Origin of the sequence: Streptomyces sp. CA-251247 (assembly GCF_050952975.1) — a bacterium.
Taxonomy (GTDB): domain Bacteria; phylum Actinomycetota; class Actinomycetes; order Streptomycetales; family Streptomycetaceae; genus Streptomyces; species Streptomyces achmelvichensis.
The window spans coordinates 341,214-352,871 of the sequence record NZ_CP191861.1; the positions used below are offsets into that span (position 1 = coordinate 341,214).

Here is an 11,658-nt window from a genome sequence, read left to right on the forward strand (position 1 = left end):
CTCCCCCGTTGCGGGACTGGTGTGGTGCCCGTCCGCGACGGCCACCTTGCGTGGTGCTGTGCACGGCTCTCACCGGTGGGCGAGCTGCCCGGCGACCGGCGCCGCGGCCCCGGTCGTCTGCTGCCACCGGGCGTGGACCTGGTCCAGGGCCCGGGGCAGGGTGTGCAGGAATGCGGCGATCTCCTGGTCGGTGACGGTCAGCGGCGGGGCGAGGCGGATCACCTGTGGGGCGACGGCGTTCACCAGCAGGCCCGCGGCCTCGGCCGCCTGCTGCACCGCCACGGCGAGCGGCTCGGTGAGCACGATCGCGCGCAGCAGTCCCGCTCCGCGGACGCCGGCGACCAAGGGGTGGGCGAGGACTTCGATGCCGCGGCGCAGTGTCTCGCCCTGTCGTACGACGTGCGGCAGGAGGTTGTCGCCGGCGATGGTGTCCAGGACGGCGAGGGCGGCGGCGCAGGCGACCGGGTTGCCGCCGAAGGTGGTGCCGTGCGAGCCGGGTCCCAGCAGGTCGGCTGCGGGGCCGAAGGCGAGGGTGGCACCGATGGGCAGTCCGCCGCCGAGGCCCTTGGCGAGGGTGATGATGTCCGGTTCGACGCCGTGGTGGGCCTGGTGCTCGAACCAGTGGCCGGTGCGGCCGATGCCGGTCTGGACCTCGTCGAGGACGAGCAGCGTGCCGGTGGCGCGGGTGATGTCGCGGGCGGCGGCCAGGTAGCCGGGCGGTGGGACGACGACGCCGTTCTCGCCCTGGATCGGTTCGATGACCAGCAGGGCGGTGTCCTTGGTGACGGCCCGTCGTAACGCGTCGGGGTCGCCGTAGGGGACGAAGGTGACGTCGGCCGGATAGGGGCCGAAGGGGGTCCGTTTGGCAGGCTGGCCGGTCACCGACAGGGCGCCCAGGGTACGGCCGTGAAAGCCGCCGGCGGCGGCGACCGTGTGCGGGCGGCCCGTCAGGCGGCCGATCTTGAGGGCGGCTTCGTTGGCCTCGGTGCCTGAGTTGCAGAAGAAGACCCGGCCCTCCCGTCCGGTCAGGGCGAGGAGCCGTTCGGCGAGCAGGACCGGTTCACGGGCGATGAACAGGTTGGAGACGTGGCCGAGGCGGCCGATCTGGTCGCGGACGGCGCCGACGACGGCAGGGTGCGCGGTGCCCAGGGAGTTGACGGCGATGCCGCCGACGAAGTCGAGGTACTTCTTCCCGTCCGCGTCCCACACGGCGGTGCCCTCGCCGCGGACGAGTGCCAGGCGCGGAGTTCCGTAGTTGCCCATCAGCGATGTCCGCCAGCGCTGGATGAGCTCCGTACTGCCGGGCTCGCTCATGGGGTTCCCTCTTCCTCGTCCGGCACGACGACCGTGCCGAATCCCTCGTCGGTGAACATCTCCAGCAGCACCGCGTGCTGGATGCGGCCGTCGATGACACGGGCGTCATCGACGCCGTTGCGGACCGCGTGCAGGCAGCCGGCCATTTTGGGCACCATGCCGCCGGCCAGGCCGGGCAGCATCTTCTCCAGCCGGCCGGCGGTGAGCTGGCCGATGACCTCGCGGCTGTTGGGCCAGTCGGCGTAGAGCCCTTCGACGTCGGTGAGGAACATCAGGGTCTGGGCGCCCAGCGCCGCAGCGAGTGCCGCAGCCGCCGTATCAGCATTGACGTTGTAGACATGTCCGTCGTCCTGGGAGTGGGCGATCGAGGAAATGACCGGGATACGGCCGTCGGCGAGGAGTGCCTCGATGGCGCCGGTGTCGACGCCGGTGATCTCGCCGACGCGGCCGATGTCGACCAGCTCACCGTCGATCTCGGGCCAGTGCCGGGAGGCGGTGATGGTGTGGGCGTCCTCGCCGGTGAGACCGACGGCGAGCGGGCCGTGCTGGTTGAGCAGGCCCACGAGTTCACGCTGGACCTGGCCGGCGAGGACCATGCGCACGACGTCCATCGCCTCGGGGGTGGTCACCCGCAGGCCGGCCCGGAATTCGCTGACCAGGCCGCGCCGGTCGAGTTCGGCGCTGATCTGCGGGCCGCCGCCGTGGACGACGACGGGCTTGAGGCCGGCGTGGTGGAGGAAGACGATGTCGTGGGCGAAGGCGGCCTTGAGCTCGTCGTCGACCATGGCGTTGCCGCCGAACTTGATGACGGCGATCTGCCCGCGGTGGCGGATGAGCCAGGGCAGCATCTCCAGGACGGACTCGGCCTTGGCGAGGGCGGGGTGCTGGAAAGTCTTCATGACGAGTACGCGCTGTTCTCGTGGACGTACTCGGCGGTCAGGTCGTTCGCCCAGACGACCGCCGAGGCGGGACCGGTGGCGAGGTCGGCGGTGATGCGGATCTCCCGGCCGCGCAGGTCGACCGCCGCGCGGTCGGCGCCGATGGCGCCGTCCTTGCACAGCCACACGCCGTTGAAGGCGACGTTCAGCCGGTCCGGCTCGAATGCGGCGCGGGTGGTGCCGATCGCCGCGAGCACACGGCCCCAGTTCGGGTCCTCGCCGTGCAGGGCGCACTTGAGGAGGTTGTTGCGGGCGATGGTGCGGGCCACCTCGACGGCGTCGTCCTCGGAGGCGGCACCGACGACCTCGATGCGGATGTCCTTGGAGGCGCCCTCGGCGTCGCCGATGAGCTGGCGGGCGAGGTCGTCGCAGACCGTGCGGACCGCGTCGGCGAACACGCCGGCCGCGGGCACGACGGTGGAGGCGCCGGAGGCCAGCAGCAGCACGGTGTCGTTGGTGGACATGCAGCCGTCGGAGTCGATCCGGTCGAAGGTGAGCCGGGTCGCGTCCCGCAGCGCCGCATCCAGGGCGGGGCTGTCGAGGTCGGCGTCGGTGGTGAGCACCACGAGCATCGTGGCGAGCCCCGGGGCGAGCATGCCCGCCCCCTTCGCCATCCCGCCGACGCTCCAGCCCTCGCCCTCGTACACGGCCGTCTTGTGCACCGTGTCGGTGGTCTTGATGGCGACGGCGGCCTGTTCGCCGCCGTCGGCGGCGAGCGCGGCGGCGGCCGTCTCGATGCCCGGCAGCAGCTTGTCCATCGGCAGTCTCACGCCGATGAGACCGGTGGAGGCGACCGCGATCTCGTCGGCGCGGTGACCGAGGACGCGGGCGGTGTGCGCGGCGGTGGCGTGGGTGTCGTCGAAACCTTCGGGGCCGGTGCAGGCGTTGGCACCACCGGAGTTGAGGACGACGGCGCTCACCGCCCCGCGGCTGAGAACCTGTTTGCTCCACTGCACGGGCGCGGCCTGCACCCGGTTGGACGTGAAGACGCCCGCGGCGGCCGTGCGCGGACCGTTGTTGACCACCAGGGCCAGGTCCGGGTTGCCGCTGTGTTTGATTCCGGCTGCGACGCCTGCGGCCGAGAAGCCCTGCGCTGCCGTGACGCTCATGGCGAATCTCCTATGGTGGAAAAGATGTTGGTGACATGGGGGGCGAGAGCGACTCCCCCGGAACGAGAAGGGGGTTGCCGGCCGCGTCTGATACGCGGCGGCTATTCCCCGAAAAGGGGGAGCCGGGGCCTCTCGGCACGGTCCGCCGTACACCGGCGGGCTCTTCTTTCCGCCCGCCCGGAGAGGCTTTCCGCATTTCTCTCATCCGCTGCCGGCGGGCGCTGTTGCGGCCGCTCTCAGCCGGAACTTGACCGTCCGTCCAGCGGCCGGAGACACACTTCGTGCCATTCTGGTCCTTCGGTGCCGGCCGTCCTGTCCGCAGGACGGCGGGCGGGTCCCGGTCCGGGGAACACGTGCCCTTTGACCGCCGGCGAACCGGTGACAAGGATGGAAGGACCGACCGGCCCTGGAGGAGTCCACGGTATCTCAACCAAGGCTCTGACAGGCCGAAATACCCTTGGAATGCGGGATGGTGAGACTGTCCATCCCGCACCGTGCTCGGATCATGGGGCGGGCTTCCCACCGGGAAGCCGCTCGTGAACGGCTTGAATTGGAGTGGACGATGAGCAGCAATCTGTTCGACGACGCGGACGGCCGGTTCCTTGTTCTCGTGAACGAGGAGGAACAGCATTCCCTGTGGCCGTCGTTCATCGAGGTTCCCGCCGGCTGGCGGGTGGTGTTCGGTGAGGACGGTCACGCGCAGTGCCTGGAGTTCATCGAGCAGAACTGGACCGATCTGCGGCCCAGGAGCCTGCGGGAGGCGATGGCCGGGTAGGGGGCTGCCCGCGGCGGCCCGGCTTCGGCCACAGGACCGGCGAACGGCTCGTCAGCGCTGCTGGCGGGCCGTTCGTGTGTCTGCGGCGCCTCATCGGGCGGCCGCGGCGTGCTCGCGTCGGGCCGCAGGCTCCGGGGCGGGGCGTGTGGCGAGGACGGAGTCGGCGATCTCGCCGCTGCGCACGGCGATGTTCGACAGCAGCGCGGAGGACAGTCCGTGGGTGTGCTCGGTGCCGCCCTGGATGTAGATGCCGAAGGGCAGTTCGGGGGCGAGAAGGCGGTTGTCGCGTTCGACGCGGTGGCGGCCGGCCGCATCCCGCAGGCAGTAGCGGTCGAGCTCGCCCAGGAGGCGGCTGGGTTCCATGGAGTCGTAGCCGGTGGCGAAGACGATCGCGTCGACGTCGAGTTCCTGGGTGTGGCCGTCCAGCAGGGTGTCCAGCAGGACGCGTGTCTCGTCGCCGGCCCGCTTGACCTCCCTGACCCGGGTCATGTTGAGGAAGTGCAGGCGCTGGGTGCCGTCGACGTCCTCGGCGTAGGAGCGCCGGTACAGGTCGCGGATGACGTCGGCGTCGACCACGGAGTAGTTGGTGTTCTTGTGGTAGCGCCAGAACGACTCCCGTGCCTGGTCGGTGCCGTAGTAGTAGTCGTCGACGGCGGCCGGGTCGAAGATCTGGTTCGCGAACGGGGTGTCGTCGGCGATGGAGTATCCGTACGACGGGAAGATCGCCGACACCTGGGCGTGCGGGAGGCTGTCGTAGAGGAAGCGGGTGATCTCGGCCGCGCTCTGGCCGGCGCCGACGACCGCGACGCTGGTGAGGTCGCGGGGATTCATCCGGCGGTACTTCGCCAGGAACTCCGAGCTGTGCCAGACGCGTTCGTCGCGTTCCATACCGTCGGGCATGCGCGGGACGAGTCCGGTGGAAATGGCGACGTTGCGGGTGAGGACCTGGCGCACGGCGCCGGTGGTGGTGTCGCGGGCTTCGACGACGAGGTGGCCGGGCCGGCCGTCCGCGCCGTCCGGCGCGAGGCGCACCGAGGTGACGTCGTGGCCGTAGTGGACGCGGTCGGTGAAGCCTGCCGCCGCCCACTCCAGGTACTGGTGGAACTCCAGCCGGGTCGGGAAGAAGTCCATGTTGTTGACGAACCGGGCCAGCCGGCCCGACTCGTGCAGATACGACACGTAGCCGAAGCGGGACACCGGATTGCGGAAGGTGGCCAGGTCCTTCAGGAACGAGATCTGCATGGTCGCCGACGGCAGCAGCATGTTGCGGTGCCAGCCGAACGCGGGCTGCCGCTCGAAGAACACGGCGGTGGCCGGGTGCGCCGGCACATTCTCCCGGTGTTCGTCCAGGGAGATGGCGAGCGACAGATTCGACGGGCCGAACCCGATGCCGACCACGTCGTATACCTCGTGTGCACGAGTACTCATAGAGAATTCTCCCGCTTGTGTAGCTGTGACAGGGCCCCGCCGTTCTGCGGCGGGTCGATTGTTGTACCCACAAGGCCCCTGATCAGGAAAGGCGTCGACTGTCGTCGAGTTCACGGTCGGTGGTCTCGGAATCTCAACCGGTGGATCCGGGAGTTCGCGATGGGGCAGAAGAACACCGTGAATCCAACGTAGAGCGGCCGGACACGGTGTGCAAGAGTTCCGGCCGTCGTGCCAGATTCTTCCGTCCTGTCGACAGTACATCGGTGTCCGGGTCGCGGATTCAATTGACAGTTCTGCTCAATGCACCGGTAGCGTCGGTGACTTGACCCCTCCTCGCGATGAATCCGCGACGAATCACCGAAAGGGTGGATGTCAGATGTTCGTTCCCCGTCAATACCGAGAACCGCACCGGTCGTGGATGACCGAGGTGATCCGCAACAATCCGATGGCATTGATGACGAGCAACAGCGTGGCCGACGGGGATTCACCCGGTGCGCCGTTCGCGACGCATCTGCCGGTCATTCCGAATCCGGAGACCGGCGGGGAATGGCCGGAGGACCTGTCGGGTACGACGCTGCTGGGCCATATGAACCGGGCGAATCCGCACTGGGCGGCGCTGGGCACGGGAAGTCCGGTGCTGCTGGTGTTCACCGGTCCGCACGCCTATGTCTCGCCGACCGTGTACGGGACGACGCCGGCCGCGCCGACGTGGAACTTCACCTCGGTGCATGTGCACGGTGTGATGGAGAAGCTGGAGTCACGGGAGGAGACGCTCGAGGTGGTGCAGTCCACCGTACGGGCCTTCGAGGGCGACTTCGGTAACGGCTGGGACATGTCGGAGTCCATCGGCTACTTCCACAAACTGGCGCCCGCGGTGGGCGCGTTCCGGGTCCGGGTGGTGCGTGCGGACGGCATGTTCAAGCTCAGCCAGGAGCAGGCGAGTGAGGTGCGGGACCGGGTGCAGCGCTCGTTCGCGGACCGGGAGTGCGGCCGGCACCAGGCAACGGCGAAGCTGATGAGCGAGCTGCCGTGTGCACGGACCTGAGCCGGCCCCGCCGCCGCGGCGGCGGGAGGCGGAGGTAGCGGCAGGGCCCGCACCCGGGGACGGGTGCGGGCCCTGCGGCCGGGTGAGGAGGGGTCAGGCGCTGAGGCCGGCTTCCCGGGCCAGCCGGCCCCGGTCCTCGGGTGCTTCCAGGGCGCGCCCCGCGGCGCTGTCGAGGGTTTGCAGGACCCACTGTTCCAGGCCCAGTCCGGACTGTTCGGCCGCCTTGTGCCACCACTGCATGCGGCTGCCGGGCAGGGCGAGACGGCGGGTCGTCTCGAGTGGCTGCACGCTGCGGGGCTGGTCGCCGCCGCGGGCGATGCGCAGGGCGGTGCGGAGCTGTTTGGTGGTCCAGGTGTTCTGCTCGGCGCGGTCGAGCCAGATCTCCTGCTCGTCGACGGGCAGGGACGCGATCTCGGCGTGGTGCTGGAACGTCAGGGCGGCCCGGCGCCGGCCGGTGGGGAACCGGCGGGCCACCCAGGCGTAGTTGCGCAGGGTCTGGTACTGCAGCCCGGCGGTGCGGATGCCGCGCTGGTAGCGGTCGGTGTAGTGGTCCTTGCCGTAGACCAGCCAGTCACCGAGCCACCAGGAGGAGGAGTCGACGATGCCGGAGAGCTGGCGGCCGGCCTGCTCCCAGTCCTCGTAGGTCATGGCGGCCGGTATCTGCAGGGCCACCTTGGTGGTGAGGACCTGACCGCGGCGCGGCTCCTCGCCGCTGCGGCGCTGCGGGGGCAGCGCCTGCGGGCGGCGGCGGAACGGGGCGACGTTCGCGACGTCGAGGCCCGGGGTGCTGGGGGTGGTCATCGTGCCTCCTGATGGAGCGTGAACGCGTGCGGGCGTCGCCGTCCGTTCCCGGACGGGCGGGGTTGTTCAGAGGTGCGGCAGCGGTGGTCGGATGCGGCGCGGTGCCGGTCACCGTCACGTCGTGCGGTGCCTGGCTGTCCTGTCCACACCCGTCGACCACTCCCCCCGTTCGCCTCGACCACAAAACCTCCCACGTGCTGGCGGCCACCGGCCGGCTGGAAGGGGCGCCCCCGCCGGGCGCGTTGCTCGCGCGCGGGGGCATCCCTCACTGACGTAAGGAATCGAACACCGAGCCGCGCAAGGGGGGCGCAACACGGCGGCGCGGGCGCCGTGTTGCGCACGTGTTGCGGGTGGAGGGGTTTCCTCGTGGGTGACGGTTCGCCGCACTCGCCGGCGCCGCGGGCATCCGCCGGGTGCATGCGGCAGACCGTCGGGCACCGTGCCATCCGGCCCTTGCGGGGCGGCTGTGCAGGGTGCCGCTCCCCCGCCATCGAGAAGAGGCCCGAAGATGACCATCACCCATGCGCAGGCGTCCACGGAGAAGACCGGCGCCCGCACCGAGCAGGCGGCATCGCTCATCGGCGGTGCCCGCGAGCGGATCGACGCGCTCGACAACCGCATCATCGGTCTGATCCGTGAGCGGATCGCCTACTCGGCCATGATCCAGGAGGCGCGGATCGCGTCGGGCGGCCGCCGGGTGAACCTCTCGCGCGAGACGCAGATCCTGTCCCGCTACAACGAGGCCCTGGGCAAGCCCGGCACCACACTGGCGTTGACGCTGCTGGAGCTGGGCCGGGGCCGTATCTGACCTGGCGTGGACGCGAAAGCGATAGGGCCCGGCCGCAACTGCGGCCGGGCCCTTGCGCGTTGCCCCGCCGTCCAGGGGGGCGGGGTGTGGCAATTCCCTGCGGGTGTGGGGGCGTGGCAGTGCCCTGCGCTGCGGGGGCGCGTGGCAGTGCCCTGCGGCCCGCCGGGAGTTCCGGCGGGCCGCAGGGCTCTTCTGGGGGGGGTGTGGGCGCTAGGACTCGGTGACCGCGGCGGCGAGTTCGGCGATCGTCTGACGCCGGAAGACGTCCTTGGCCGAGATCGTCAGTCCGGCCTTGCGTGCCTGTGCGACCACTGTGATGCCCAGGATCGAGTCGCCGCCCAGTTCGTAGAAGTTCTCGCCGATGCCGACCTGCTCGACACCCAGGACGTCGGCCCAGATCGCGGCGAGGACCCGCTCGGTGTCGGTGCGCGGTGCGGGGCCGCTGTCGGGGTCCGCGGTGTGCACGGGCGCCGGCAGCGCCTTGCGGTCGATCTTGCCGTTGGGGGTGAGGGGAAAGGCGTCGAGGGCGACAACGGCGGACGGCACCATGAACTCCGGCAGCCGGTCGGAGACGAACTGGCGCAGCTCGGTGGTCTCCACCCGGCGTCCGGCGGCGGGCCGTACGTAGCCGACGAGGCGCTTGTGGTCGCCGTCCTGGAGGGCGATGACGAACGCGGCCTCGATGTCCGGGTGCTGGACCAGGACCAGTTCGATCTCGCCGGGTTCGATGCGGTACCCGCGGACCTTGACCTGGTGGTCCACCCGGCCGACGTATTCGATGGTGCCCTGCGCCGTCCAGCGCACCAGGTCCCCGGAGCGGTACATGCGGTCGCCCGGTACGGCGGCGAACGGGTTGTCCAGGAAGCGTTCGGCGGTCAGTTCCGGACGGCCCAGATAGCCGCGGGCGACGCCGGGGCCGGCGATGTACAGCTCGCCGACGACGCCGATGGGCACCGGGTTCAGCCGTTCGTCCAGGACATGGACGGCCGTGTTGGCGAGAGGGCCGCCGATCGGCACGGGGGTGGTGCCGTCGGCCTCGCGGACCTCGTGCCAGGTGGCGAACGTGGTGGTCTCGGTGGGGCCGTATACGTGCAGCAGCCGCTGCGGCGGGCGGGCCGCCAGGACCTGCGCGACCCGGGCGGAGTTGACGGCCTCACCGCCGAACAGGACGTGCCGCAGGGTGGCGAAGGCGCTCGGGTCGGCCGCGACGACCTGGTTGAAGACGGCAGTCGTCAGGAACAGAGTGGTGATCTCGTGCCGGGTCAGGGCGAGCATCAGAGCGCCCGGGTCGAGCAGGGTGTGCTTGTCGATGACGACCAGGCGGGCGCCGGTGACCAGCGGTGCCCAGATCTCGAAGGTCGCCGCGTCGAAGGTGGCGTCCGCGCCCTGGGCGACGACGTCGTCCTCGCGCAGCGCGACGTAGTCGGCGTTGCACACCAGGCGGGTGATCGACCGGTGTTCGATCACCGTGCCCTTGGGGGTGCCGGTGGATCCGGAGGTGTAGATCACGTAGGCGGCATCCCGCGGCGAGACGCTGACGTGCGGCGCGTGCACGGGCTGCGCGGCCAGCGCCTCGTGCTGTTCGTCCAGGCAGATGGTGGTGATGTCGGTGTCGGGGAGCTTGCCGGTCAGGTGCCGCTCGGTCAGGCACACCGCCGCCCGGGCGTCTTCGAGCATGAAGCTCAGCCGGTCGCCGGGGTAGTCGGGGTCCAGCGGCAGGTAGGCGCAGCCGGCGCGCAGGACGCCGAGGAGGGCGGCGAACAGTTCGGGGCCGCGTGGCAGGCACACGGCGACGAAGGATCCCGGCCGCACCCCGCCGTCCAGCAGCAGGTGGGCCAGCCGGTTGGCCCGTTCGTCGAGTTCGGCGTACGTGGTGGTGGCGGTGCCGTGGACGACGGCGACCGCGTCCGGCCGGGCGCGTACCTGGTCGCCGACGAGGTCGTGCACGCCACGGTGGGCGGGGAAGTCCCGCTCGTTGACCGCCCAGTCGCTGCTCACCAGTCGGTGCTCCTCGGCGTCCAGCAGAGGCAGGTCACCGACGGGCTGTGCGGGGTCGGCGACCACGGCGCCGAGCAGGACGCCCAGGTGCCCCGCCCAGCGTTCGACGGTGGCGGCGTCGAACAGGGCGGTGTCGTACTCCAGGACACCGGTCAGGTCGCCGGCGGGGGTGGGGGTGAACTCGACGGTGATGTCGTGGACGGGGGCGGGCCAGGAGGGGTGGAACTCGCTGACGCGCGCGCCGGGCAGGGTGTACGCGGGGGGCGTCTCGCGCAGCAGCACCATGGCCTGCACCAGTGGGCGGCCCGCCGTCTCAGGGCCTTCGGAGAGTTCGGAGACGAGACGGCCGTAGGGCACGTCCTGGTGCGAGAGGGCGTCCTGGACGGTGCGGGCGCTGTCGGCGACCAGGTCGGCGAAGGGGGTGTCCGGGTGCACCGTCTGCCGCAGGACCAGGGGGTTGGCGAAGTGGCCGACCACGTCGTGCAGGTGGGGGTGGGGACGGCCGGGGGCAAGGGTGCCGAGCGCCAGGTCCTGCTGCTGGCTGTAGCGGGAGAAGAGGACCTGGCATGCGGCGAGAAGGCCGTCGAACAGGGTGCCGCCCTGCTCGCGGGCAAGTCCTGTCAGGGCGTGGGCGATGGGGGCGGGCACACGGAAGTCGTGCCGGGCTCCGGGGGTGGTGCGGGCGGCCGGCCGGGGCCGGTCGGTGGGCAGGCGCAGCGTGGGCAGGTCGGCGAGCCTCCCGCGCCAGCAGTCGAGCCGGGCAGAGATCTTGGCGTCGGTGAAGCGTTTACGCTGCCAGGCCGCGTGGTCACGGTAGCGGCCGGTGGGTGCGGGCCGGGCCGTCCGGCCGGTCAGCGCCGCCGTGTACAGCTCGGCCAGGTCGGCTGCGAGGAGGTCCTTCGACGCGCGGTCCGCGGCAAGGGGGTGCAGGCACAGCACGAGGACATGTTCACCGGCGGCGACCTGGGCGTGCAGGACCCGCAGCACCGGGCCGGCCGCGAGGTCGAACGGTGCCGTGACCAGCTCCCGTACCCGCTCCTCCAGCCCCGTCGCGTCGGAGCCGGTGAGATCGGCGAACTCCGGCTCGACGGGTGCGACGAGGCCGGCGGGCCACACCTGCAGTCCGGGAACGCCGTCCACTGTGTGGTAGGTGGTGCGCAGCGGTTCGTGCCGGGCCACCAACTGCCGCACGGCCTGGATGAGCGCGGGGCGGTGCACCTCACCGTCGAGGCGCAAGCCGAGGACCACGGGCGGCTCGGCCGCCTGCGGTGGCCGCCGGTACAGCTCCTCCTGGCCCAGCGACATCGGCAGCACGGCCGGTGCCGCCTCGGGCGGGCCGGGGCGGGGGTGCGGCTGGTCGTCGAGCAGGGTGGCGGGGCCCGTCGTCAGGTCGGTCATCTCGTCGTTCCCTTCGCGTGGTTCGGGTGGCTCTCGTCGATGGG

The 11,658-nt window shown here is 71.1% G+C and carries 9 protein-coding genes; 3 read left to right on the plus strand and 6 right to left on the minus strand.

Features of this window, described 5'->3' with window-relative positions; all coding sequences use genetic code 11:
- Positions 1-69: 69 nt before the first annotated feature.
- From ACQPWZ_RS01485 to argJ, 3 genes are read right to left on the minus strand one after another with little or no spacing between them, the layout of a single operon-like run.
- Positions 70-1,314, minus strand: a complete 1,245-nt coding sequence (locus ACQPWZ_RS01485) for an acetylornithine transaminase (protein ID WP_433570357.1) — start codon at positions 1,312-1,314, stop codon at positions 70-72.
- Positions 1,311-2,213, minus strand: a complete 903-nt coding sequence (gene argB, locus ACQPWZ_RS01490) for an acetylglutamate kinase (protein WP_340471278.1) — start codon at positions 2,211-2,213, stop codon at positions 1,311-1,313. The genes ACQPWZ_RS01485 and argB overlap by 4 nt, the downstream gene beginning before the upstream one ends.
- Positions 2,210-3,361: a bifunctional glutamate N-acetyltransferase/amino-acid acetyltransferase ArgJ gene (gene argJ, locus ACQPWZ_RS01495; protein ID WP_433570358.1), complete on the minus strand. Its 1,152-nt coding sequence runs from the start codon at positions 3,359-3,361 to the stop codon at positions 2,210-2,212. Before argJ ends, argB begins: the two co-directional genes overlap by 4 nt.
- Before the next feature lie 562 nt (positions 3,362-3,923).
- Here argJ and ACQPWZ_RS01500 point away from each other — a divergent pair.
- Positions 3,924-4,136, plus strand: a complete 213-nt coding sequence (locus ACQPWZ_RS01500; RefSeq protein ID WP_356704507.1) for an MbtH family protein — start codon at positions 3,924-3,926, stop codon at positions 4,134-4,136.
- A 90-nt stretch (positions 4,137-4,226) separates the two neighbouring features.
- Here the strand turns inward: ACQPWZ_RS01500 and ACQPWZ_RS01505 are convergent, their stop codons facing one another.
- Entirely contained in the window at positions 4,227-5,564 is a 1,338-nt protein-coding gene (locus ACQPWZ_RS01505; RefSeq protein ID WP_383246867.1) for a lysine N(6)-hydroxylase/L-ornithine N(5)-oxygenase family protein, read from the minus strand.
- 376 nt (positions 5,565-5,940) lie between these two features.
- Here ACQPWZ_RS01505 and ACQPWZ_RS01510 point away from each other — a divergent pair, with 376 nt between their 5' ends.
- Positions 5,941-6,609: an FMN-binding negative transcriptional regulator gene (locus ACQPWZ_RS01510; protein ID WP_383246864.1), complete on the plus strand. Its 669-nt coding sequence runs from the start codon at positions 5,941-5,943 to the stop codon at positions 6,607-6,609.
- Between the two features lie 93 nt (positions 6,610-6,702).
- Here ACQPWZ_RS01510 and ACQPWZ_RS01515 read toward each other — a convergent pair whose 3' ends face one another.
- Entirely contained in the window at positions 6,703-7,410 is a 708-nt protein-coding gene (locus ACQPWZ_RS01515; RefSeq protein ID WP_433570359.1) for an LmbU family transcriptional regulator, read from the minus strand.
- Between the two features lie 508 nt (positions 7,411-7,918).
- Here ACQPWZ_RS01515 and ACQPWZ_RS01520 point away from each other — a divergent pair.
- A complete protein-coding gene (locus ACQPWZ_RS01520; protein ID WP_340471283.1) occupies positions 7,919-8,218 on the plus strand; it encodes a chorismate mutase in 300 nt (99 codons plus the stop codon).
- A 210-nt stretch (positions 8,219-8,428) separates the two neighbouring features.
- Here the strand turns inward: ACQPWZ_RS01520 and ACQPWZ_RS01525 are convergent, their stop codons facing one another.
- On the minus strand, positions 8,429-11,614 hold the full coding sequence (locus tag ACQPWZ_RS01525; protein ID WP_433570360.1) for a non-ribosomal peptide synthetase: 3,186 nt from the start codon (positions 11,612-11,614) through the stop codon (positions 8,429-8,431).
- Between the last annotated feature and the right edge of the window lie 44 nt (positions 11,615-11,658).